The organism is Terribium retamae, from assembly GCF_022347545.1.
GTDB lineage: Bacteria > Pseudomonadota > Alphaproteobacteria > Rhizobiales > Rhizobiaceae > Mesorhizobium > Mesorhizobium retamae.
This window is the reverse complement of record NZ_JAKREW010000003.1, coordinates 195,469-218,178: the sequence shown is the minus strand read 5'-3', so window position 1 is coordinate 218,178 and position 22,710 is coordinate 195,469. Positions and strand designations below refer to the sequence as shown.

22 protein-coding genes are annotated in these 22,710 nt (G+C 60.3%); 6 read left to right on the top strand and 16 right to left on the bottom strand.

The features are described from left to right. Window positions 1-54: 54 nt before the first annotated feature. From L4923_RS06020 to L4923_RS06000, 5 genes are all read right to left on the bottom strand, one after another. On the bottom strand, window positions 55-987 hold the full coding sequence (locus L4923_RS06020) for a VOC family protein (RefSeq protein ID WP_239362772.1): 933 nt from the start codon (window positions 985-987) through the stop codon (window positions 55-57). Between the two features lie 146 nt (window positions 988-1,133). Further along, a complete protein-coding gene (locus tag L4923_RS06015; protein WP_239362771.1) occupies window positions 1,134-1,610 on the bottom strand; it encodes a hypothetical protein in 477 nt (158 codons plus the stop codon). Between the two features lie 15 nt (window positions 1,611-1,625). Beyond that, window positions 1,626-1,952: an ElaB/YgaM/YqjD family protein gene (locus L4923_RS06010; RefSeq protein ID WP_239362770.1), complete on the bottom strand. Its 327-nt coding sequence runs from the start codon at window positions 1,950-1,952 to the stop codon at window positions 1,626-1,628. 118 nt (window positions 1,953-2,070) lie between these two features. Then, entirely contained in the window at window positions 2,071-2,619 is a 549-nt protein-coding gene (locus L4923_RS06005) for an RNA polymerase sigma factor (protein ID WP_239362769.1), read from the bottom strand. A 3-nt stretch (window positions 2,620-2,622) separates the two neighbouring features. Continuing rightward, a complete protein-coding gene (locus L4923_RS06000) occupies window positions 2,623-2,814 on the bottom strand; it encodes a NepR family anti-sigma factor (RefSeq protein WP_239362768.1) in 192 nt (63 codons plus the stop codon). A gap of 208 nt (window positions 2,815-3,022) precedes the next feature. On the opposite strand from L4923_RS06000, the gene L4923_RS05995 reads away from it, so the two are divergent. The 5 genes from L4923_RS05995 to L4923_RS05975 all read left to right on the top strand — a co-directional run bounded on the left by L4923_RS05995 (window position 3,023) and on the right by L4923_RS05975 (window position 5,837). Continuing rightward, a complete protein-coding gene (locus tag L4923_RS05995) occupies window positions 3,023-3,814 on the top strand; it encodes a response regulator (protein ID WP_239362767.1) in 792 nt (263 codons plus the stop codon). Window positions 3,815-3,904: 90 nt separating this feature from the next. After that, window positions 3,905-4,069: a DUF1328 domain-containing protein gene (locus L4923_RS05990; RefSeq protein WP_024922700.1), complete on the top strand. Its 165-nt coding sequence runs from the start codon at window positions 3,905-3,907 to the stop codon at window positions 4,067-4,069. Window positions 4,070-4,109: 40 nt separating this feature from the next. Then, on the top strand, window positions 4,110-5,156 hold the full coding sequence (locus L4923_RS05985) for a sensor histidine kinase (protein ID WP_239362765.1): 1,047 nt from the start codon (window positions 4,110-4,112) through the stop codon (window positions 5,154-5,156). Window positions 5,157-5,251: 95 nt separating this feature from the next. Continuing rightward, window positions 5,252-5,425, top strand: a complete 174-nt coding sequence (locus tag L4923_RS05980) for a hypothetical protein (RefSeq protein WP_239362763.1) — start codon at window positions 5,252-5,254, stop codon at window positions 5,423-5,425. 163 nt (window positions 5,426-5,588) lie between these two features. Further along, on the top strand, window positions 5,589-5,837 hold the full coding sequence (locus L4923_RS05975; RefSeq protein WP_239362761.1) for a YMGG-like glycine zipper-containing protein: 249 nt from the start codon (window positions 5,589-5,591) through the stop codon (window positions 5,835-5,837). Window positions 5,838-5,958: 121 nt separating this feature from the next. Here the strand turns inward: L4923_RS05975 and L4923_RS05970 are convergent, their stop codons facing one another. The 4 genes from L4923_RS05970 to xylF form a co-directional block, all read right to left on the bottom strand. Continuing rightward, entirely contained in the window at window positions 5,959-7,584 is a 1,626-nt protein-coding gene (locus L4923_RS05970; protein ID WP_239362759.1) for a CHASE domain-containing protein, read from the bottom strand. A 125-nt stretch (window positions 7,585-7,709) separates the two neighbouring features. After that, window positions 7,710-8,498 (bottom strand): ATP-binding cassette domain-containing protein, encoded by a 789-nt coding sequence (locus tag L4923_RS05965; protein ID WP_239362756.1) that lies wholly within the window; start codon window positions 8,496-8,498, stop codon window positions 7,710-7,712. 14 nt (window positions 8,499-8,512) lie between these two features. Then, window positions 8,513-9,829, bottom strand: a complete 1,317-nt coding sequence (locus tag L4923_RS05960) for a sugar ABC transporter permease (protein WP_239362754.1) — start codon at window positions 9,827-9,829, stop codon at window positions 8,513-8,515. A gap of 138 nt (window positions 9,830-9,967) precedes the next feature. After that, a complete protein-coding gene (gene xylF, locus L4923_RS05955; RefSeq protein WP_239362753.1) occupies window positions 9,968-11,008 on the bottom strand; it encodes a D-xylose ABC transporter substrate-binding protein in 1,041 nt (346 codons plus the stop codon). Between the two features lie 338 nt (window positions 11,009-11,346). On the opposite strand from xylF, the gene L4923_RS05950 reads away from it, so the two are divergent. Beyond that, the gene (locus L4923_RS05950) at window positions 11,347-12,585 is read left to right on the top strand and encodes an ROK family protein (RefSeq protein WP_239362752.1); all 1,239 of its coding nucleotides are present in this window, start codon (window positions 11,347-11,349) and stop codon (window positions 12,583-12,585) included. Between the two features lie 101 nt (window positions 12,586-12,686). Here the strand turns inward: L4923_RS05950 and phoB are convergent, their stop codons facing one another. From phoB to L4923_RS05915, 7 genes are all read right to left on the bottom strand, one after another. Further along, complete coding sequence (gene phoB / locus L4923_RS05945) at window positions 12,687-13,376, bottom strand: phosphate regulon transcriptional regulator PhoB (protein ID WP_036254589.1); 690 nt, start codon at window positions 13,374-13,376, stop codon at window positions 12,687-12,689. A 19-nt stretch (window positions 13,377-13,395) separates the two neighbouring features. Further along, a complete protein-coding gene (phoU, locus tag L4923_RS05940) occupies window positions 13,396-14,103 on the bottom strand; it encodes a phosphate signaling complex protein PhoU (RefSeq protein WP_239362751.1) in 708 nt (235 codons plus the stop codon). A 38-nt stretch (window positions 14,104-14,141) separates the two neighbouring features. Further along, entirely contained in the window at window positions 14,142-14,966 is an 825-nt protein-coding gene (gene pstB, locus L4923_RS05935; RefSeq protein ID WP_239362750.1) for a phosphate ABC transporter ATP-binding protein PstB, read from the bottom strand. Between the two features lie 14 nt (window positions 14,967-14,980). Further along, window positions 14,981-16,297, bottom strand: a complete 1,317-nt coding sequence (gene pstA, locus L4923_RS05930) for a phosphate ABC transporter permease PstA (RefSeq protein WP_239362749.1) — start codon at window positions 16,295-16,297, stop codon at window positions 14,981-14,983. Continuing rightward, window positions 16,294-17,751 (bottom strand): phosphate ABC transporter permease subunit PstC, encoded by a 1,458-nt coding sequence (gene pstC / locus L4923_RS05925; protein WP_239362748.1) that lies wholly within the window; start codon window positions 17,749-17,751, stop codon window positions 16,294-16,296. The genes pstA and pstC overlap by 4 nt, the downstream gene beginning before the upstream one ends. A 95-nt stretch (window positions 17,752-17,846) precedes the next feature. Beyond that, on the bottom strand, window positions 17,847-18,884 hold the full coding sequence (locus tag L4923_RS05920; RefSeq protein ID WP_239362747.1) for a PstS family phosphate ABC transporter substrate-binding protein: 1,038 nt from the start codon (window positions 18,882-18,884) through the stop codon (window positions 17,847-17,849). A gap of 274 nt (window positions 18,885-19,158) precedes the next feature. Further along, window positions 19,159-22,545 (bottom strand): PAS domain-containing hybrid sensor histidine kinase/response regulator, encoded by a 3,387-nt coding sequence (locus tag L4923_RS05915; protein ID WP_425530903.1) that lies wholly within the window; start codon window positions 22,543-22,545, stop codon window positions 19,159-19,161. Between the last annotated feature and the right edge of the window lie 165 nt (window positions 22,546-22,710).

The following is a 22,710-nucleotide window of genomic DNA, read 5'->3' as shown; positions in this document are numbered from 1 at the left end:
TCTCCTTCCGAGGGAGCCACTCGCCGCGAGCGACGGCGAGTGTCCGGATTTGAGTCAACCTTCCAGCGACTGCAGATGCTTTTCCAAATAGGGCCGCAGATGCTGGTGCTGCGTGGGCAGTTTCAATGCCTCGCCGAGATGGGCCGTGTCTTCGTCCCGATCGAAACCGGGTTCGTTGGTCGCGACCTCGAACAGCACACCGCCCGGCGTACGGAAGTAGATCGCCCAGAAATAATCCCGATCGATCACCGGTGTTACCTGGTAGCCGGTGTCCATCAGTGCCTTGCGGACTTCGAGCTGCTTTGCGCGATCCTCAACGGCGAAGGCAACGTGGTGCACAGACCCGGCACCCAGCCCAGCGAAGGACGCAGCCGGCAAGGTTTCGATATCTATGACATCGGCGCCGTTGCCGTTTTTCAGCGCCATCCTGGCCACGTTGCCGGCGCGATCGACTTCTTCATAGCCCATGAACTTCAGCAATTCTTCGGTAGCGCCGCCGTCCTTCAATCGCATCGACACCGAATGGAAACCACGGATCGCTTCGTCGGCAGGAACACCGCCCTTGAGCCAAGGAGCACGGGTGTCGGCCTTGTCTTCGACAAGGGCAAAACCATCGCCGTCCGGTCCGAGAAACTTCAGCCGTTTCTCGCCGAATGTTTCTTCGGCCGCGACTCCGCCAACGCCCTGCTCGGCAAAACGCCCTTGCCAGTAAGGCAGCGTACCTTCCGGGACGGAGAAGACTGTAGTTCCAACCTCGCCAACGCCGTGCCGGCCCTTGCCGATATTGGGAAACGGAAAATAGGTCATCACCGAGCCCGGTGTGCCGAATTCGTCCGCGTAGTAGAGATGATAGACGTCCGGCGCATCGAAATTGACCGTTTTCTTCACCCTGCGCAGGCCGAGCTTATGTGTGAAGAAATCGTTGTTCTGGCGCGCATCCGCCGCCATCGACGTGACGTGGTGCAGGCCCTTGATCTGGGTGAGCATGACTTTGCCCTTTCTCTCCGATGCGGCCCCGTGGCCGCTGTCGACGCCAATATGAGCGTGCGGCAGGCGCCGGCAAAGACGGCGAGAACAGGAAGGACTGTGCTCTAAACGTGAACGATGACAAATCCTCGTTCACTCAGGCGACATCAATCGGGTTTGGAATCCCCGCTTCCTCCCGCTGGATCTTCCGGCTTGGGAGGAAAATTCTCCCGATAGACCGCAAAGGCAAAAAGCGCGGCAAGGGGTCCAAGCAGAGCACCGAGCCCTCTCTTGCTGCGCAGGAGTTCCGGCAACGCAGCCACTCCGGCAGCAAGAGCCAATGCCGAGAAATCGCTCTTGCGACGCCGGGCGCGACGACGGGCTCGTTTTTTTTCCATCAAACGGTAAGAGGTGACGATCACGCCAGCGAGCACCACGAATCCGATCCCGAACCCCAGCGCCGCCTCGATCGAACCAAATCGTCTGGCTGCCCATAGATAAGCGGCCAGTACCAGGAAACACATCCCGACCAAAGCGCCCAGCAGCGCCAGACCGTAGGCGATGGCTGCGCCGCGAACCTGTTTTGCGATGGTGCCAGCTTCGCCGGTAACGAAGCTGACAAGAAGCGAGGCCAGGGATCCCACTCTGATGCCCGCAGATCAGCGTCGGGACAAAAGTGCAAAGAGGAAGCCGGCACCCGCCGCCATGGCAAGCGCGGTGATGGGCTTCTCACGAACCGTCGCCGCGAGTTGATCTTCTATATCATGGGCGTTGCCACGCAGCTTCTCCATTGCAGCCTCGCCTTGTTGGCGCAGATGCTCGGCACCCTGGGCGGCCACACGCCGCGCGGCGGTGAACCCGTGTTCGCCCGTTTCAGCGAGCTGTCGCGTCAGCTTTTCGATATCGGCTTGCAATTGTCGGATATCGGCTTCGAGATCGGCAGTGGATTTGGTGGTTTCGCTGATCTTTTCCGTGGTTCTGGCCATGCTGAACTCCCTGCGTTTTTACCGCGCCCGCGCACCGGCATCACCTCAACCCCGTATTAAGGGGCTGGTTCCACTGAAAATTGTTTCGCCGCGTCCGTCCAGTTGCAAAAAACGCGCTTCAGAGCGCCGACGACCCGGTGACCTGGCTCGATATCGCATCAGGCCCGAAATCGTCGTCGCCCGAAATCTGCAGGATTTCCTGCAGTCGCGTGCGGGCACGGCTGACGCGGCTCTTGATGGTGCCGACAGCGCAACCGCAGATTTCCGCCGCTTCCTCATAGGAGAAGCCGGAAGCACCGATCAGGATGATTGCCTCGCGTTGATCTTCCGGCAGTTGTTCCAGCGCCGCACGGAAATCCTTGAGATCGAGCTGCCCGTGTTGGGATGGATGAATCGCCAGTCGCGCGGTCATGATGCCGTCGCTGTCCTGTACCTCACGTCCGCGTTTGCGCATCTGCGAATAAAATTCGTTGCGTAGGATCGTGAAAAGCCAGGCCTTCAGGTTGGTGCCGAGCTGGAAACTCTCCTGCTTGTCCCAGGCCTTGACCAGGGTCTCCTGGACAAGATCATCAGCCCGGTCAGCATTCTGGGTCAATGACACGGCAAAAGCGCGCAGGCTCGGGATGGCGCCGAGCAGGTCGGTCCGGAAGCCCTCGGATGCGGACATGCGTCAGTCCTTTTTGCGCCCTGGTTCGACCTGCTCCAATTGCGCCAGCAACTGGGCAAAACGATCCGGCACGTCGTCGGAAACGAGTTCGTCGTAATATTGCTTAAGTTTGCGGCCGATTTCGGAATTGGTGCCGAGGAGATCGGCAGAACCGGCCTGGCGCGCGCCGGCGCCAGTCTTGGTGGTATCTTTCATTCGCCTTTTATCCAGTCCCCCGAGCTGTTTCCGGCTTGGTTCCGACAGGCAGCGTCTTTCCGTTCGCCTGGTTGGCCGGTAACGTCTCCCCCAGACAATGGTTCCGCCGCGATGGAACTTTTTCGTAGCAGCAGCGTTCGTTGTCCCGGGTATTCATATACTTCTATCCGCTACCGTACAGTGACGCCATCCGAGGGAGCCGTTTATCATGGGTTTGTCCGCCACTATCGCACCGCATCTTCCTTATCTACGCCGTTTCGCGCGTGCGGTATCCGGCTCTCAACATAGCGGAGATGCCATGGTTGCGACCATGTTGGAGGCAATCATCGCCGACACCTCTATTTTTCAAGGGTCGTCCGATCGGATAGCACTCTATAAGATCTTCGCGAAGTTGTTCACGTCCGTTGCCATCCGTGTTCCCAAGGGCGAGGAGCCTACCGGGTGGGAAGAGCGGGCGGCCGCCAACCTCGATGCCCTCGCTCCCCTGCCGAGGCAGGCGTTCCTGTTGGTCGCCGTCGAGGGCTTCAATGAAGCCGAAGGGGCGGAGATCCTCAATGTCGGCGAAGATCGCTTCGCTCAACTGCTCGTCGAGGCGAGCAATGAGATTTCCCGCCAGGTCGCCACCGACATCCTCATCATCGAGGACGAGCCGCTGATCGCCATGGATATCGAGGAGATGGTGGAAAGTCTCGGCCACCGGGTGGTCGGCATAGCCCGAACCCAATCTGAAGCGGTGGCACTCTTTGCAAAAGCCCGGCCAAAGATGGTGCTGGCCGATATCCAACTGGCTGATGGCAGCTCCGGCATCGATGCCGTCAACGACATTCTTCGGGCCGCTTCCGTGCCGGTGATCTTCATCACGGCGTTTCCTGAGCGTTTGCTCACGGGCGAACGGCCGGAACCGACTTTCCTCGTTACCAAGCCATTCAACCCCGACATGGTCAAGGCATTGATCAGCCAGGCGCTGTTCTTTGATCGCCAGGCCAAGGCCGCGGCTTGACGAAGACGGCTTCGATCGTGTTTTTCGCAGCAGAGCGGAACAAACATAGGCGACAGCACGTTCTGTCGCATCAATCGAAGGAGTCGGTTCATGCTGTACTGGGCGCTGGTTTTTCTGGTCGTGGCGATCGTGGCCGGCGCACTCGGATTCGGCGGCATAGCGGGGGCGTCCGCGGGTCTGGCCAAGATCCTGTTCTTCATTTTCCTGGCCTTCCTCGTCATCTCGCTGCTTGCCGGCATATTCAAGCGAGCGTGAGCCAAGGCGCATCCGAAATCATGGAAGTGCAGAGCGCCAGATGAGCCTGCCGGCGAACGAGAACATCCAGACAGCGCTTGCCGAGGCGACCACGGGCCGGCGCGTCGAACAGGATGATCTGCCTCCGGGTTGCGACGCCCAGATCAGGCGCGCCTTCAACATAGCATTGAGGCACACCGGGATTTATGTCGCTTACCACGATCTGTCGCTGACCAAGGTTTGGACGCGGAACATTCTCGCTCCCCTGGTTCCGAAAAAGAAAGGCGGGGGTCTCCCTCCAGCGCAATTGGAACGGATAGAAGCTGCCCAGCGCGACGTGCTGGAGACAGGAGATTCCGGACGCATCGAGGTGAGTATGCCGCACGAAGACGGTGTACGCTGGTTCGATATATGGATCGACGCCGATCTGGATGATGCAGGCGTTGTCCAAGGCGTGGTCTCGACCTGGGTCGAAGTTACGGAACAGAAACGCCGCGAGCAGACGCTTAAGACGCTGCTGCGCGAGGTCAGCCATCGCTCCAAGAATCTTCTCGCCATCATCCAGGGCATCGCCAGCCAGACCGGCCGCTATTCGAGCGACATCGGTGATTTCCTGACCCGTTTTAGAGGGCGTCTCCAGTCTCTCTCTTCTTCTCAGGACCTGGTGACATCCTCCAACTGGCGCGGCGCCCGTCTTCGTGAACTGATCGAGGGTCAGATGGAGCGCTATGGCGCCGAACCGGCTCGAAGCCTGCGTTTCGAAGGGGTGGATCCGTTTCTCAACCCCAACGCTGCGCTCCATATCGGCCTTGCCGTACATGAACTCGTTGTCAATTCGATGAGCTACGGCGCTCTCTCGCAGTCGGATGGCATTGTCGATGTTACCGCCGGACTCGCTGATCTTGACGCGAACCCGCCAGCCCTGTGGCTGCGCTGGAGCGAACGCTTCCCGTCTTGCAGCAATCCGATCGATCAGAAGCGTTTCGGCTCCGTGGCATTGGAACGCGTGGTTCCCGCAGCTCTCGACGGCATGGCGACCTTCGAGATTGCCGACGACCGGGTTGAGTACCACCTCGTGGTCCCGGCGGGCAATTTCGCTGCCGACTGACCGCGCAACAAGCCTTAACCCGCTATTCACCATGATTTCCGATACTTTGCCGGCGTATGGATAGAAGCCAACGCAAGGCTTGGAGAGGGGATATCGTGGCGACCGGCGATATGCACGGCTTGGAGCGAGCGGCGCGGCTGGCGCTGGGAAATTTCGAAGAGCCCGCGGCTCCGGAAATAAAACCCCGAAATCTCAAGCCCGCACCCGTCTTGCTTGTGATCGCCTGCGCAATGGCGATGATCGTGGCTCTGATTTTCCTGGTGAGATAGCCCGGTGTCGTGACACGTCGCGTGTCGCCTGCCCCGAAAAAGACCACCTTGCGAGCCAAGCAATTGAGGGGGCAGACAAAATCCCTCCAGCCATGCTAAAGAACCGCTTGGAAGTGGACGCCGCGCTGTAATGCGAGGGACTTCAAGCGAGAGGAGTAAATTGATGCGTAAGACTATTTTGGCTCTGGCGGGTGTGCTCGCCCTCAGTGCTTGCACCACCACGGAACAGGACGTTTCCGTCGGTACCGCTGCCGGAGCATTGATCGGCGGCGTGGCGGGCGGCTGGAAGGGCGCAGCCATCGGAGCGGCCGTCGGCGCTGGTGGCGGCCTGCTGGTTCGCAACCTGCGCAATGGCTACTGCCAGTATCGCGATCCGGACACCGGCCGCATCTACACCCGTCGCTGCAACTGATCAGGGCAGCGCTGGAGCGGCCGCACACCCGTTTGGGATGCGCAAAGGACGCTCCAACTCTTCAAATCTGCGGAAAGAGGCCGGCTAGCCGGCCTCTTTTTCGTTCACCCGGCGGCAGCCTTCAGTTAGGATAAGGAAGCCGTATCCTCACCCGCAGTCCATCATCGCGGAACTCACGATCGATCGTGCCACGCAGCTCGCGTGTAATGTTCATGTCGATCAGCCGCGTGCCGAAGCCTGTCTTGGTCGGGGCTTCCAGCTTCGTCTTGCCGGTCTCTGTCCAGTTGAACGCCAACGTCCGCTCGCGCCCCTTGCCTTCGACTGACCAATCCACCTTCAGTGCACCGACAGAATTGCCGGCTTCGCCGTACTTCAAAGCGTTGGTGGCGAGTTCATGGAAGGTAAGTCCAAGCGCCTGAGTCATGGTTTCGTCGAGCATGATCTGCGGGCCGGAAAGCAAGCCATCGGGCAATTCCTTGCCGAAGACCTGGCTGAGTTCGACGCGCAGCAAGTCCCCGAGATCGGCCTGTTGACGCCGAGAACGTGTCAGCATGTCCTGCGAGGCAGCCATCGATTGAAGTCTCGCCGAAAAGGAATTCGTGAATTCCTTGAGGTCTGCCGAATGGGCCGCCGTCTGACGGGAAATCGCCAGAACACGGGCGATAGAATTCTTGATCCGATGCCGCATCTCCTGGAGCATCAAATCCTTCTCCAGCAGGCTTTTCTCGGTCGTTTCGTGCAGTTGGGAGGCGGCATCGAACGCCCGCTCCTGGTAGCGTGCGATCATTGCGATCGTTCCTGCAAGCAGCAATCCGAACAAGCCAAGCACGACCGGTACGAACGGCGAAGAAGGCTCGGTAAAGGCGGCAGTCGGCCGCAGCACGATGGCCCACGGCCTGCCGGCAACCTCGATCATACGAACGGTCTTCAGACCGTAACCGTGCACCGGCGGTGCATCCGACCGGAACAAGAGGTTGTTCGGATCGATCGACTGGTCATAAGCCTCGATGTTGACGGGCAGTTGCGGAGCCTTGCCGAGGATCACATCGAACAGGTCTCGCGCGCGAAAAATCGCATAGAGAAACCCTTTGGTGTCCTTTACCGGATCCTCATTCTGCGCCGCGTCTCCCGAACCGAGCCTGGCGAAGATCACGAACCCGGTGACCATCGATTCGGACTGATCCTTCCAGCTGGACAAAGGATCGAGCATGCGCCGGCCGCTGCTATGCAGCTTGTTGTCGGCGATCGTCTGCTCCATGGCCGCTCGCGAGGCAGGATCGGCTGCGACGTCGAAGCCAAGGTAGCGCATGCCTTCCTTATCTGCCGGCTCGAGCAACATTACAGGTGCCTGCCAGGGGACACCGGCGGTCGGCAGAATGGTTCGGCTAAGACCATAGTTACGTTGTATTTCCTGTTCAGCGGCGCCCTCCTCGCCTGGCCTGACCAGTTTGAGATAACCCAGGCCAAGCAGGCCCGCGAGATTCCCGTCGACGTCCAGGGTCTTGTAGAACCTTTCGAATTCGGCGCGCGAAACTTCACCCGACTGGGCGCTGAAGAATGCCTCGGTCGCCCGCAGCAGCGACATGTGCAGGTCAAGTCTGCTTTCCATGCGGCTGACGGCGTCGTCGGCCGCTGCTTCGAACTTGATTCGGGCCGCATCGCGCGAGGCAAAATAGGCGAAGCCGGCCAACACAAGGCTGGCCAAGGCGACGGCAACGAAAGCGATCGTCGGGAAAAACTTTTTCAAAATCAGCCGCTAGCCCGCAGGAGCCCCCGTGGCCCTTTTAGACCACGGAAAAACAAACCGAAAGCGGTATGCTTTGTTAGCCTGGTAGCGACAAGTCCTCAAGCCGGCATTGCTGACAAATGGTGCTACGCGGCCTCTTTGAGTGCACCTGGCCCTGGAATGGCACCGGGCGGGCATTTGCCCAGGATGATCATTCCGAGCACTTCGTCCTTCGTGACATCCTGCGTCCGCGCAGTACCCACGACCTGGCCGTTCTTCATCACGCAGACACGGTCGGCGAGGTCGAACACGTCATGAATGTCGTGGCTGATCAGGAAAATGCCGAGCCCGTCAGTCTTGAGCTGCTTCACCAGTTCACCCACCTGAGCCGTTTCCTGGGGGCCGAGGGCTGCTGTCGGTTCATCCATGATTAGAATGCGCGCGTTGAACAGGATAGCGCGCGCGATCGCTACCGATTGCCGCTGGCCGCCGGAGAGTTTGACGACTGGCTCCTTGAACCGTTGGAAGCGGGGATTGAGGCGACCCATCACCTTGCGCGCCTCGGCTTCCATGGCGGCATCGTCGAGCGTGCCGTATTTGGTCATGACTTCCCGGCCGAGGAAAAGATTGGCGGCGGCGTCAACATTGTCGGCCAGGGCGAGCGTCTGGTAAATCGTCTCGATGCCGTATTTCTTGGCATCGCGTGGATTGGAAATTGCTGCCTCTTCGCCATTGATGAAGATCTGGCCGGAATCGCGCTTGTAGGCGCCGGACAGGATCTTGATGAAGGTCGATTTGCCGGCGCCGTTGTGGCCAAGCAGTGCGACGACTTCACCGGGGTAGAGATCGCAACTGGCACCGTCCACGGCGCGAATGCCGCCGAACGCGATGGAGATATTCCTCATTTCGACGAGCGGGGTTTGGGTCTGTTCCATGGTTCTGGCCCTTTCTAGACGCGCTTGCGGTACATGGTGTCGAGCCAGACGGCGACAACCAGCACCAGCCCCACGACGATGTTCTGCAGCGGCGTATCGAGGCCGAGCAAAACCATGCCCGATTGCAGCGATTGCATCAGCAATGCGCCAAGCATTGCGCCGATGATCGTGCCGGAACCGCCGGCGAGCGAAGTTCCGCCGATGACCGCCGCCGCGATAACCAGCAACTCGTCCAGCGTGCCGAGCGAATTGGTCGAGGCGTTCAGGCGGGCCGACGAAATGGCGGCGGCGATCGCGGCCAACACGCCCATGATCATGAACACCTTCATGGTGATCCAGCGGGTGTTAATACCCGCGAGGTTGGCCGCTTCCGGATTACCGCCGATGGCGAAGACATAGCGGCCGAAGCGCGTGCGATTGGTGATGAAGGTCATCACCAATCCAACAGCGATGGCCATGAGCACCGGAATGGCGATGCCATGTGCGATGAAAAGCCCGCCTTCGGGAACCGAGATGTTGTTGGCGGCGGCATATTTGTTCACGACACCGGCCGGCCACGGATAGGAATTGGCTATCTTCACCGCGCCGAGTATGACGACGCAGGCGATGGTACCCAGAAAGAACTCGGCCCATACCGGGCGCAACGGGAACTTGAAACGCTTGCGCTGTACCCGGCCGTTGAGCAGCAAGGCAACCACGCCGGCACAAGCGGCAATGCCGAGAATCCAGCTCCAGCTTGACCCGATCGAGCCCGCCGGACCGCCGCCCATGAGCTGGAAGGTGGCATCCATCGGCGCCACGGTGCGGCCACTGGTGATCCACCAGGCAACGCCGCGCCAGACCAGCAAGCCACCCAATGTGACGATGAAGGCCGGCACATCCAGATAGGCGATGATGAAGCCTTGCAACGCGCCGATTGCCAAGCCGACCACGATGCCGGTGATGAGTGCAATCACCCAAAGCCAGGGATTGCCGAGTTGCATTCCAACGACCCGGATCAGGAACTCGGCCTGGGCCACGCCCATGACCATGCCGACCACGCCTTCGACCGAACCGACCGACAGGTCGATGTTGCGCATGACGATGACCAGAACCATGCCGGTTGCCATGATGGCAACGGACGAAGTCTGCACCGACAGGTTCCACAGGTTGCGCGGTGTCAGGAACAAGCCGCCTGAAAGGAAATGCAAACCGAGCCAGATGATCAGCAAAGCCGCGACCATCCCAAGCATGCGGGTATCAAGCTCCGTCGCCTTGAGAAAGCGCCCGATGGCACTGAGTTCGGCTGCGCGGGCGCGATCGACCGGCGCGTTTGAGGTCGTATCAGTCATGATATTCCTCCCAAGGCATGTGCCGCGTTGGCGGTCATGGCATGCCACTTTACAGGGATTTGTCAGCTCCCGGGCAAGGAGCCGTTACAAAAGACCACGGCTCTCACGCCGTGGTCTCATCCATTGCCGCAGATGCGTTTAGTCGCAGGCCTTCACGGAGCCAGCCTTCACGCCCTGGCAGACGACATCTTTGGAGACCCATCCAGCGTCGATTACGACATTGAGATTGTCCTTGGTGATCGCCACCGGTGTCAGGAACACGGACTTGACAGTGTTGCCGCCTGGCGTGGTGAAATCGGTAACGTTGGCGATGTCAGCCATCTTCTTGCCCTCGGCGAGTTGGGCCGCGATTTCGGCGGCGTTCTTGCCGAGATCGCGGGCGTCCTTGAACACCGAAACGGTCTGCGTGCCGAGCGCGATGCGGTTCAGCGCGGCATGGTCGCCATCCTGGCCGGAGACCGGAACAGAGCCCGCGAGGCCCTGTGCTGCCAACGCCGCAATGGCGCCGCCGGCGGTCCCGTCATTGGCGGCCACGACGGCATCGACCTTGTTGTCGTTCGCCGTCAGGAACTGCTCCATGTTCTTCTGGGCATTCGCCGGCAGCCAGCCATCCGTGTAGGCCTCACCGACATTCTTGATCTTGCCGGCATCGATCGCAGCTTTCAGTACTTCCATTGAACCGGAGAACAGGAAGTCAGCATTAGGATCCGTGCTGGAGCCCTTGATGAAGACGTAGTTGCCTTCCGGCTTGGCATCGAACACACCCTTTGCCTGCAACCGTCCGACTTCCTTGTTGTCGAAGGTCAGATAAAAGACGTCCTTGTTTTCGATGAGACGGTCATAGGCGATGACCGGGATACCTTCGTCCACGGCCTTCTGCACAGCCGGGCCGATTGCCGAGGTGTCCTGCGCGAGGATCACGAGCGCATTGGCGCCCTGCGAGATCAAGCTTTCAACGTCGGTGAGTTGCTTGCCGGGGTTGGACTGCGCGTCTGCGGAGATGTATTTGTCGCCGGCTGCCTCGATCGCCTTCTTCATCGCGGCTTCGTCGGTCTTCCAGCGCTCTTCCTGGAAATTGGACCAGGACACGCCGATGACTTTGTCTTTCGCTTCGGCAACAGCAGAGAGCGCAAGCGTCATGGCAGCACCCGCCAGGACGGCGGACGTGAATCTCTTCATTTTTTCCTCCCCGCGCCCAAAGGCGCGCTTGTGTGCGTTGGCCATTGGAGAAGCTTTTTTTCGAGCTTCAAAAAAAATAATCGCGCAGGCGCGCGCTTCTGTCAACGGGATTCGAAAGATGCAGTTTATTTTTTTCGAAGCGCGAAATAATGATGACGAAGATGGCACGTTCTGCCACTATCTGTGGAGGAAAGCGCCGTCATGGCGGTGGGAGTGAAACGCATTTTGCTTTCACTCGAACATCGACCTATGCACGAATAGCGCTTCTGGGACGCCATCGGTGACCCAGCGCAACGGTCACAGTGTCCATGTGGCCGGCGGGGAGGAACGGCAAGGACATGACTGTCGGGATCCGTCACGACGATTTGCGCCGCAGGAACCGTGCGATGGTGATCTCCGCCGTGCGCCGTTCCGGGCAGGAGCCCTCACGCACGGAAATCACTGCTATAACCGGCCTCAGCCACTCAACCATTTCTGCCATATCCTCCGATCTTATCGCAGAGGGCATCCTGCGCGAGGGCCGCAGTGAACCGACGGCGTCGAAACGTGGGCGACCGCAAGTGGGATTGCAGCTCGATCCAGGTGCCGCAGCCGTACTGACCGTCGTTCTCTCACTGAATCTTTTGACGGCTGCCGCCATCGATTACGCTGGCAACATCCTGGCCGAAGAAACGCGCCGGCTCGACACGCTGTCCTTGCCGCGGGAGGCGCTGATCAGGGAATGCGTGGACATGGTCCGGCGACGGCTCGACGACCGAAGTCTGGCCGAGCACCGCGTGCTGCGCATTGCCTTTGCTGTTCAAGGCACGGCCGATTCCCAAGCACGCACCATGCTGTGGACCCCGATCACCCCGCACGGCGACATCCCTTTTGCGGATATCCTGGAAAAAGCCTTCGGCATTCCGGTCATCGTCGAGAACGACTGCAACATGATGGCCGTAGCTTTGCGCTGGCGCGGCACGGACCGTTATCGCGACGACTTCATCGCGGTACTGCTCTCGCACGGTATCGGCATGGGCATCGTGCTCAACGGCGAGTTGTTCATAGGAACACAATCGTCCGGCGGTGAATTCGGTCACATGATTCACAAACCGAAAGGCGCGCGATGCCGCTGCGGCCGCCACGGCTGCGTCGAAGCCTATGCCGGCAATTACGCGATCTGGCGTAACGCACATGGGCTGGATGAAAATACCGAACCCGCTGCCGATATTCCGGATGACGAGATGCTGTCCTTGGCCGGCAAGGCCCGGGCCGGCGCTGGTCCCGAACGCGATGCCTATGAGCAGGCCGGCTCGGCCCTCGGCTACAGTCTCGGTTCGCTCTTTTCCGTCATCGACCCTGCGCCGGTGACGTTCGTTGGGATCGGCGCGACAGCTTTCGACCTGATTGAACCGGCACTGCGGCGCGCGATTGCCGAGACTGCCGGTGGCCAGTACTCCGACTCGATCGTCTTCGCGACCGAACCCAAGGAACAGATCCTGATCCGCGAGGGCTGCGCCATGCGCGCGCTGACCTTCATCGATCAGGAAATCTTCGCGCTGGGCAGCCCGGCGGCATTAGCGCTTCAGGAAAGCTAGAGCAATTCCGGGGAACGTGTGTAGCGGTTTCTGTGCGGAATTGCTGAAAGACAAGAGATCAGAGCGCTTCCGTAGAAACGGAAGCGCTCTGAGCGCCTTTATCAATCTTCGCGGATGGCGTAGCCGGAACCACGGATGGTCCGGATGACGTCCGGCATACGACCATTATTGACCGCTTTGCGCAGCCGACCGACATGCACGTCCACGGTGCGCTCATCGATATAGATCGTCTCGCCCCAGACATTGTCGAGCAGCTGGCTGCGCGAAAAGACACGGCCAGGATGACGCATCATGAACTCCAGCAGACGGAACTCGGTGGGTCCGAGCCGGATTTCGCTCTTCTTGCGATAGACCCGGTGCGACTCGCGGTCGAGCACGATGTCGCCGACCTTGAGTACGGAAGACAGCACTTCCGGCTTGGCCCGTCGCAGCAGAGCCTTAACCCGTGCCATGAACTCCGGCATCGAGAACGGCTTTACCAGATAATCATCCGCGCCGGTGGAAAGGCCGCGTACGCGGTCGCTCTCCTCGCCACGTGCTGTCAGCATGATGATCGGCAGGCGCTCGGTTTCGGGGCGCATCCTTAGCCGGCGGCACAGCTCGATGCCGGATACGGCCGGCACCATCCAGTCGAGTACCAGAAGATCGGGAACATTCTCCTGAAGCCGGATTTCGGCTTCATCTCCCCTGGCCACCACTTCGACCTGATAACCTTCGGATTCCAAATTGTAGCGGAGCAGGACGCCTAGCGGCTCCTCATCCTCTACCACCATGACGCGCGGCGCGATCATCTTGCCGTCCGTCCGTGGATCAGGCCGCCGGGACGGCAGCGGCCGTCTCGTCGAGTTTTGGCCGATTGGGCGGCAGCTGCTCGCCCGTCAGCACGAAGAAGGCGTTCTCGGCAATGTTGGTGACATGGTCGCCGATGCGTTCGAGGTTCTTGGCGCAGAACAAAAGATGGGTGCAGGCGGTGATGTTGCGCGGGTCTTCCATCATGTAGGTCAGGAGTTCGCGGAAGACGGACGTGTACTTCACGTCGATCCGTTCATCATCAGCCCTAAGCTGGGCAAGGCCCTCGGCATCTCTCGCCGCGTATTTTTCCACGACGCCGTCAACCTGGCCGAGGACCAGTTGCGCCATCGAGTCGATCGAATGCGAGAGGTCGCGCGGTGTGGCTCCCTGCCCGACGGCACCGACCCGCTTGGCGATGTTCTTGGCAAGGTCGCCGATGCGTTCCAGGTCTCCGGCCATGCGGATGGCGCCGACCACGGCACGCAGATCCTGCGCCATCGGCTGACGCTTGGCGATCAGCGTGATGGCGCGTGTGTCGAGTTCACGCTGACGCGCGTCCATGATCGCGTCGTCGGAAACGACGCGTTGGGCAAGTCCGTTATCGGATTTGAGCAGCGCCTTGGTCGAGCTCGCGACCATGGAAGAAGCGAGCTCTCCCATGTCGCTGATGAGCCTGCTGACCTGTCCCAACTCTTCGTCGAACGACGCGACGGTATGTTCGCCCATATTCGTGTCCTCGTTTTTCCTCGGCAGCAATCGCTCATTCAGCCGAAACGGCCGGTGATGTAGTCCTGCGTGCGCTTGTCGTCGGGATTGGTGAACATCTTGTCGGTGGCGCCCTCCTCGACCAGATAGCCGAGGTGGAACATCGCCGTACGCTGCGAAACGCGGGCAGCCTGCTGCATCGAGTGCGTTACGATGACGATCGTATAATTCTGGCGCAGTTCATCGATCAGTTCCTCGACCTTGGCGGTCGCGATCGGATCGAGCGCCGAGCACGGTTCGTCCATGAGGATGACTTCCGGCGAAACCGCAATGGCGCGCGCGATGCACAGGCGCTGCTGCTGACCGCCCGAAAGGCCGGTGCCGGGCTCGCCGAGCCGGTCCTTCACCTCGTTCCAGATCGCCGCTTTCTGCAGGCTGGATTCCACGATGCGGTCCATCTCGGCCTTGTTCTTGGCCAGGCCATGGATGCGTGGTCCGTAGGCGACATTCTCATAGATCGACTTCGGAAACGGATTTGGCTTCTGGAAAACCATGCCGACGCGGGCACGCAATTCCACCACGTCGATCTTCGGATCGTAGATGTCCTCGCTGTCCAGCGTGATCTTGCCGCCGACCTTGGCCGAGTCGATCGTGTCGTTCATGCGGTTAAGGCAGCGCAGGAAGGTGGACTTGCCGCAGCCAGAGGGGCCGATCAGTGCCGTGACCTGATTCTGGCGAATGTCGAGATTGACGTCGAAGAGCGCCTGTTTCTCGCCGTAGTGCACGGTCACCTTGTCACCGCGCATCTTGATGACTTCATTCGTCTGGGCGCTCATCTGGCTGCTCACTGCCTGTTCGAGGGTCTTTTCCGTCATGATATTCATATCAGGCTGCCTTTCTACCAGCGCCGTTCGAAGCGGCGCCTGAGCACGATCGCTGTGATGTTCATGGCCATCAGGAAGACCAGAAGGATGATGATTGCGCCGGACATGCGTTCCACGAAAGCGCGTTCGGCTTCATTGGCCCACATGTAGATCTGCACCGGCAGCGCCGTCGCGGGATCGAAGGGGGTCGCGGGGTAGTTGGCCACGAAAGCCACCATGCCGATCAACAGCAGCGGTGCCGTTTCACCAAGTGCGCGGGCGAGACCGATGATGGTGCCGGTCAGGATGCCGGGTGCAGCCAGCGGCAGGATGTGCTGGAACACCATCTGCATCTTCGAGGCGCCCAGGCCGAGTGCGGCCGAGCGGATCGACGGCGGGACGGCTGCAAGCGCAGCACGTGTCGCGATGATGATGGTGGGCAGCGTCATCAGCGTCAAGACCAGCCCGCCGACGAAAGAGGCGGAGCGTGGCATGCCAAGGAAATTGACAAAAACGGCAAGGCCGAGCAGACCGAAGACGATCGACGGCACCGCTGCCAGATTGTTGATGTTGACTTCGATCAGATCGGTGAAGCGGCTCTTCTTGGCAAACTCTTCAAGGTAGATCGAGGCGGCAACGCCGATCGGCAGCGCCAGCAGAAGCACGATCACCATCATGTAGAACGAGCCGATGATGGCGACGCCGAGGCCAGACGTTTCAGGCCGGCTCGAAGCCCCGAAAGTGAACAGGCCGGTGTTGAAACGCTCGGCCATCGCACCTTCGGCCTTGAGCTTGTTCATCCATTCGACCTGCTGGTCGGAAACCTTGCGGCGATCTTCCGGAACCGAAAGATCGATCTGACCCTTGAAGGCGGAATCGAGATTGGCGGCGACGAGGATATCGACATTGCGTGTGGTGCCGATCACGGCCGGGTCGGACACGACGACATCGCGCAATTGCACACGAGAACCATCCGACAAGAAGCCTTTCAGCCTCGTCATCATCGGCTTGTTTTTCGCATCGATGCCCAGCTTCTCGGCCAGCGCTTTCTGCGCCAGAGCCGGGTAATTGGCAGTGATCAGAACGTTCGGATCGGTCGCCCGTTTGTTGTCCGGATCGATGACCTTTTCATCAAAGGTGATCGGCAACGACACCGTCGTCTGCCAGAAGGACGTGTAGCCCTTGGTCAGGATCGACAGCAGCATGACGACCAGGAAGGCCAGGCCGACCAGGATCGCCAGCACGCCATAGAGGCGGAAACGGCGTTCGGCGGCGTAGCGACGCTTGAGGCCGATGTCGCGGCGCGCGGGAGGCGTGGCGGTGGCGACCGTATCCATGGTGACGTCGGTCATTCGTACTGCTCCCGGTATTTGCGCACGATGTAGAGCGCAACGATGTTCATCACCAGCGTCAGCGCAAACAGCGTGATGCCAAGCGCGAAGGCGACAAGTGTTTGCGGCGAGTTGAACTCAAGGTCACCAGTCAGCTGGTTGACGATCTTGACGGTGATGGTTGTCATGGCTTCGAACGGATTGAGGGTCAACCTGGCGGCAACACCGGCGGCCAACACCACGATCATGGTTTCGCCGATGGCGCGCGAAGCCGTCAGCAGGATGGCGCCGACAATGCCCGGCAAAGCCGCGGGCAGGATCACGCGCTTGATCGTCTCGGAACGCGTGGCACCAAGGCCAAGCGAGCCATCACGCATGGCACGCGGCACCGCCGTGATGATGTCGTCGGACAATGAAGACACCACCGGGATCAGCATCACCCCCATCACCAGGCCGGCGGTCAGGATCGACTGCGCCTGGATGAAGGAAGTACCGCCTGCAAGTGCTGCGCTGAGATCGCGCAGGAAAGGCCCGAGCGTCACGAGAGCGAAGATGCCGTAAACGATGGTCGGGATGCCGGCCAGCAGTTCGAGTGCGGGCTTGACGGCGGCACGCACCTTCGGCGCCGCATATTCGGCCATGTAGACCGCCGACATCAGGCCGATCGGCACGGCAACCAGCAATGCGACAAGGGCGATGTAAAGCGTGCCGGCAAGCAGTGGGATCAGGCCGAACTGGCCTTCGGATGCACCCGCGCCAGCTGCGGCGAAGCGGGGGTCCCACACGGTACCAAAGAAGAATTGCAGCGGCGGCACCCGGTTGAAGAAGTTCAGCGTCTGGAACAGCATCGACAAGACGATGCCGATGGTCGTCAGGATGGCGATTGTCGAGGCGCCCAGAAGCCCCCACAGCATCAGCCTTTCGACATTGTTGCGGGCTCGCGCACGCGGCTGCACTTGTGAAATTCCGTAAAAGGCACCGGCCAGAGCCAGGGCGATCGTGGCGATCGCACCCATCAGGCCAAGCCGATCCGTCATCCGGTTGGCTTCGGCCGCGATCGGGATCATGTAGTCCTGCGTGTCGGTCGCAAGCGCGACGCCTTTCGCGTTCAGAAGCGGCTGCAATTCGGCGAAGGTTGCCGGCAGTGCCGCCACCTGCTGCGCATCGAGCTTGCGCAGGCCATTTGCCAGGCTCTTGGTCAAGCTGACAGCCAGAGGTTCGCTGGCCACGCCGGTGTCGGCCGGCATCTGCGAATGCAGATGGCTGTTGAGATAGACCGAAGCGCCGATGCTCCAGACAGCCAGGAAGAGAACCGCCGGCAGAACACCCAGCAGGAACGCCCACCAGCCGTGGTAATGGGCACGGGAATGCGGCTTGACCTTGCCGTCATTGTGCGACGCAGCCCTTTGTCTTGCGATTACAAAGGCAACGATGCCGATGACGAGAATGATTGCCAGCACAAGCATGGATGACATGGAGCGGCCTCTGGAAGGTCACGTGGGGCCACCGGCAGCAACCGGCAGCGGCGACCGGGGCGCAGGCAAACCTGCACCCCGGACACCTGGGAGGATTACAGCGACTTGCCGGAATCGAAGGCTTCGCGCTGGGCCTTGCGTTCTGCTTCGGGAGCAGCAACCAGGCCGTATTCGGCGAGCGGGCCCTCGGGGCCGACCATCTGGTCGTCGAGGAAGAAGTCGACATATTCCTTGAGGCCCGGAACGACGCCGAGATGCGCCTTCTTCACGTAGAAGAACAGCGGACGCGAGACCGGATATTCACCCTTGGCGATGGTCTCCGTGGACGGCGTGATGCCGGAAACGGTGGCGACCTTCAGCTTGTCGGCGTTGTTTTCATAGAAAGCGAGGCCGAACACGCCAACGCCGGTCTTGTTGCTGTCGATGCGAGCGAGCGTCTCGGTGTAGTCGCCGTCGATGTCGACAGCCTTGCCATCCTTGCGCACGGCCTTGCAGGCAGCTTCTGCAGCCTTGTCGTCGAGACCGCCAGCCTTGCCGGCTTCAACGCCGCCCAGCTTCTTGCAGCCGGCGATCAGCAGCTTCTCTTCGAAGACCTCACGGGTGCCGTGCTTCTCGCCCGGGATGTAGGCAGCGATATCCCAATCGGGGAGCTTCGGATTGACCTGGTTCCACTTGGTATTCGGGTTGTCGACCAGCTTGCCGTCGACCACGACCTTGGCAGCGAGTGCCTTGTAGACGTCTTCCGGGGTCAGCGCCCAATCCGGACCCTTGACGTCGGTTGCGAAGACGATGCCGTCATAGCCGATCTTGACTTCCTGGATGTCCTTCACGCCGGCGTCCTGGCAGGACTTCACTTCGTCCTTTTTGATCTGACGCGAGGAGTTGGCAATGTCGATGGTGTTTTCGCCGACGCCCTTGCAGAATTCCTTGATGCCAGCGCCCGAACCGCCGGACTCGACCACTGGGGTCTTGAAGTTGGAGAAGGTTTCGCCGAACTGCTCGGCAACGATCTTGGCATAAGGAAGCACGGTCGAAGAACCGGCAACCTGAATCTGGTCGCGCGCGGCGGCGTAGCCTGCCGATGCAGCGAGCGCGAAGGCAGCAGCCGACGCGGTAAGAAGGGCTTTTTTCATTGGGCCTGCTCCTGTTAGGAAGGTGGTCTCTAGACGCCTTTCCTGCGGCGCCGCGTGAGGCCATAGCGCCCGTTTATTACAGTCACATGACAGTTTCGTGTCACCGCGGTAACGCGCTTCGCGCAGGCGGGCAAAGCGTTGCCGAGTCCGATTTGGCGAAAGCTCGGATTCTGGGTGCAAATCATGGGTTTGCGATGAGCCGGCTCCAGTACGAGCCGGCAAATCACTTTTATCGTAATTTCTATAAACTCTCGGCGATCGTGACGCCGGCTTTCTATCCGGCGCTGCGATGGGTCACGATTTTACCGCCAAGCCAGCGGTCGAGCTTTTCAAGCAGGGCTTTCGGACTGATCGGCTTGGGCAGATAGTCGTCCATGCCCGCTTCCAGGCAGCGCTCCCGGTCTCCCTTCAAGGCATGAGCCGTAACCCCGACGATCGGGACATGCGTTCCTTCTCCTGTTTCGCGTTTGCGGATCTCGCCGGTCGCTTCCAGACCGTTCATTTCCGGCATCGACACGTCCATCAGGATCATGCGCGGCTTGAGCCGAGCCGACGCTTCCAGTGCCAGCCGCCCATTGCCGACGATCTCGAAGCTGTAGCCGGTGTCGTTCAGGATCTGGGTGAAGACCAGTTGGTTCACTTCATTGTCTTCAGCCACCAGAATATCCAGGGCACTTTCGCCATCAACCACAATGGGCCGCTGCGCCGCCGGACCCGGCAGCGTGACGGCGGACTGCAACATGCCTGCGCCAGATACGGCCTTGGGCATCGCTGACTGGATTTTAAGCGTCCCGGTCGTGATGGCGGGCGATGTCGGCGCCAGGGCACCACGGTAACGTTGTATGGTTGAGACAAGCGCCTCCAGCAAGACGGACGATCGCGCCGGTTTAATCAGGTGCGCGGCAATACCGAGATCGCGATAGCTGGCGTTGGACAAAGTCTGGTCGACCGACGTCAGCATGATGATGGGTGTGTGCGCCAGCCCCTCGGTATCACGAATGACCCGCGCGACTTCTGCACCGGTCATTTCCGGCATTTGATAATCCAGCACGACACAGTCGACCGGCACGCCGTAGGCAGCGGCGGCCGCCAGCACCTTCAACCCTTCCGGACCACTGACTGCGGCACAGGAATCGAACGACCATGATGCCATCTGTTCGCTGAGAATGGAGCGGTTGACGGCGTTGTCGTCGATAATCAGCACCCGCGCACCCGTCACGTCGATCGGCATGACGCGTTGCTCTTCGGTCCATTCAGCGCCTGGCAGCAGCATCGTGAACCAGAAGGTCGACCCCTTGCCTTCGATGCTTTCCACGCCGATCTCTCCGCCCATCAGTTCGACGAGGCGCGACGTGATCGCCAATCCAAGACCAGTTCCTTCGTGGCGCCGCGTCGAAGATGTGTCGACTTGGCTGAACTTCTCGAAGACCTGCGCAAGTTTCGACTGTGGAATGCCGATGCCAGTGTCGGTCACCGAAATGGTAAATCTGGTGCCGGCAGGCGTCTTCTTGCCTGCGACGTCGACCAGCACATGGCCTTCGTCGGTGAATTTCACGGCGTTGCCGAGGAGATTGGTGACGATCTGGCGCACGCGCCCGACATCGCCGACGAACAGTCCCTCCAAGCCAGGCTGTATACGCACGATCAATTCCAGATCTTTTTCTTTGGCGCGCGTGGAAACGAGCGTGGCGACATCCTCGATGGCCTCAGCAAGGTTGAACGGCGCCGGATCGAGAACCAGTTGGCCGGCGTCGATCTTCGAGAAATCGAGAATATCGTTGATGATGGTGAGCAACGCATTGCCCGACTTCACGATGATGTCGGTAAAGGTCTTCTGCTTTGGATCGAGATCGGATTTGGCCAACAGTTCGGCCATGCCAAGGACGCCGTTCATCGGCGTGCGGATTTCGTGGCTCATATTGGCCAGGAATTCCGATTTGGCGCGATCGGCCAGTACGGCGCGCTGCCGGGCCTCCTGCAATTCGGCCTCGCGTTCCTTGAGTTCGGTGATGTCTGTGGTCGATCCGATGAGATAAAGCGAGCCGTCCGACGCGATCATCGCACTCTTGCGCGCGAACTGGTGGCGCATCGACCCGTCGCCATCGGTGATCGTTTCTTCGACTTCATAGGTCTTGCCGTTGCGCAGCACAGCCAGGTCGCCATCCACGAATGCCTGGCCTTCGTCGCCGAAGATCTCGACATCTGTCCGGCCGATCGCATCCTCGCGGGCGACGCCGGTCAATTCGCACCAGCCTTCATTGACGTAGAACAGCTTGAGGTCCGAACGCTTGGCATAGATGGACACCGGCACATTATCGACCAGCGAGCGAAAGACTTCGTTTTCGCGCATCGACTGCTCCAGCGCGCGCTCACGGTCTTTCAGCTCGCTGATGTCCACGCGCACCCCGATGAAGGAGCCGTCGTCTGCGCGCATATCGAAGGCTTGGAACCAATGTCCGTCCGGATTCTGCCGCTCGAAGCTCGAATAGCGTAGCCGACAACGAGCCAGCATGGCGTTCAGCCAAGCCTCGGGATCGGCATCGTAAAGTTCGTCTATTGTCGGGTCGCCGCTGAGACGGAAGCAGCCATTGGCATGGCCGAGTTCCAGCGAATCCCGGAACGTCTTGCCTGTCTGCCAGGCAGGCCGCAGAACCGGCAGGGAATCCAGGAGCTTCCTGTTGGCAAACACGAACCGATCGTCGCGGTCGTAGATCAGCACACCGGCCGGGAGCGATTCCAGCACATTCGCCAGATAACGTCGTGCTTCCTCGGCTTCCGCCTCGCGCTTTTTGACCTCCGACACGTCGACATAGGAGATCAGCCGCTTGCCGCCGGAAAGCTTCGTCACGGAATAGATCATGGTGTGGCCGTCGGCGCGCCGGAATTCCCGCGGGGCCACATCGCCTGCCCTTATCTCGGCAATGCGCGAGGCGACATACTCTTCCCAATGCTCGTCGGCGATGTCGTAGACGCCATTATAGCGATTGACGTCCATCAATGCCCTGAACGGGCAGCCGACCGAAACCTGTTCCGGGGTCACGTTCCAGATATCGTAAAAAGCGCGGTTGATGATCTCGGCGTCCATCGCGGCATCGAGGATGATGACGCCCATGGTCATGGAATCGATCGTCAGTTTCAGGTCGGACTGGAGATCGCGATGATCCGGATGCAGCTCGGCAGCCGCCCCGTGCTCTCGCAGTTCGTCCAGCGACTCGACCATGGCGGTTATATTCCGTGCAACACCGCGGTAGCCCGTGAAGCGGCCGTCCTGATCGAAGCAGGGAAAGCCTGAAGTCGAAATCCACCGGAAACCCGGCCCGCCATCTTTCGGCTGGTAGACGAAATCGCGGAAAGGGCGGCGCGCTTGAAGATTTTCGAGATGTTCAGCGGCAATCCGGCTTCCCCTCTGCACTTGATCGAGGAAATCGAAGCGGAAATGCCCAAGCACGGTTTCCGGGTTCGCGCCGGTCACTCGTCGATAGCTGTCGGAAAGCCACGAAAAGCGCAGTTCCGCGTCGGTTTCCCAAAGCCAGTCCGACTCGGCTTCCGTCGATTGCTGCAACATGTCTCGAGAAGGAGCGGGCCGCACCGGGCCGGCCATGCCATGCCCGTTCATCGCCGACGGCTCAGCCACCCCGATCGTGTCGTCTGCGATAGTCATTCGGATCGCCCCCAAAAGCCCGTCACGGCCTTCCCCCAAGCCGGGGCTAAATCTGCCCCAGAAGGCTTAACGGGCGATTAACCTTAACAATTCGCAACCGGTTTCGGCGCTACCCGTTTCCCACTCGTCCGGAGGGTTGCGGGATGTGCGCCATGCGGGTAATCA

Bases quoted from the DNA above. Each gene is read 5' to 3' on its own strand.
- L4923_RS06020 (WP_239362772.1), bottom strand. From the start codon at position 987: ATGCTCACCCAGATCAAGGGCCTGCACCACGTCACGTCGATGGCGGCG.
- L4923_RS06010 (WP_239362770.1), bottom strand. From the start codon at position 1,952: ATGGCCAGAACCACGGAAAAGATCAGCGAAACCACCAAATCCACTGCC.
- L4923_RS06005 (WP_239362769.1), bottom strand. From the start codon at position 2,619: ATGTCCGCATCCGAGGGCTTCCGGACCGACCTGCTCGGCGCCATCCCG.
- L4923_RS06000 (WP_239362768.1), bottom strand. From the start codon at position 2,814: ATGAAAGATACCACCAAGACTGGCGCCGGCGCGCGCCAGGCCGGTTCT.
- L4923_RS05995 (WP_239362767.1), top strand. From the start codon at position 3,023: ATGGGTTTGTCCGCCACTATCGCACCGCATCTTCCTTATCTACGCCGT.
- L4923_RS05990 (WP_024922700.1), top strand. From the start codon at position 3,905: ATGCTGTACTGGGCGCTGGTTTTTCTGGTCGTGGCGATCGTGGCCGGC.
- L4923_RS05985 (WP_239362765.1), top strand. From the start codon at position 4,110: ATGAGCCTGCCGGCGAACGAGAACATCCAGACAGCGCTTGCCGAGGCG.
- L4923_RS05975 (WP_239362761.1), top strand. From the start codon at position 5,589: ATGCGTAAGACTATTTTGGCTCTGGCGGGTGTGCTCGCCCTCAGTGCT.
- L4923_RS05965 (WP_239362756.1), bottom strand. From the start codon at position 8,498: ATGGAACAGACCCAAACCCCGCTCGTCGAAATGAGGAATATCTCCATC.
- L4923_RS05960 (WP_239362754.1), bottom strand. From the start codon at position 9,829: ATGACTGATACGACCTCAAACGCGCCGGTCGATCGCGCCCGCGCAGCC.
- xylF (WP_239362753.1), bottom strand. From the start codon at position 11,008: ATGAAGAGATTCACGTCCGCCGTCCTGGCGGGTGCTGCCATGACGCTT.
- L4923_RS05950 (WP_239362752.1), top strand. From the start codon at position 11,347: ATGACTGTCGGGATCCGTCACGACGATTTGCGCCGCAGGAACCGTGCG.
- phoB (WP_036254589.1), bottom strand. From the start codon at position 13,376: ATGATCGCGCCGCGCGTCATGGTGGTAGAGGATGAGGAGCCGCTAGGC.
- phoU (WP_239362751.1), bottom strand. From the start codon at position 14,103: ATGGGCGAACATACCGTCGCGTCGTTCGACGAAGAGTTGGGACAGGTC.
- pstB (WP_239362750.1), bottom strand. From the start codon at position 14,966: ATGAATATCATGACGGAAAAGACCCTCGAACAGGCAGTGAGCAGCCAG.
- pstA (WP_239362749.1), bottom strand. From the start codon at position 16,297: ATGACCGACGTCACCATGGATACGGTCGCCACCGCCACGCCTCCCGCG.
- pstC (WP_239362748.1), bottom strand. From the start codon at position 17,751: ATGTCATCCATGCTTGTGCTGGCAATCATTCTCGTCATCGGCATCGTT.
- L4923_RS05920 (WP_239362747.1), bottom strand. From the start codon at position 18,884: ATGAAAAAAGCCCTTCTTACCGCGTCGGCTGCTGCCTTCGCGCTCGCT.
- L4923_RS05915 (WP_425530903.1), bottom strand. From the start codon at position 22,545: ATGACTATCGCAGACGACACGATCGGGGTGGCTGAGCCGTCGGCGATG.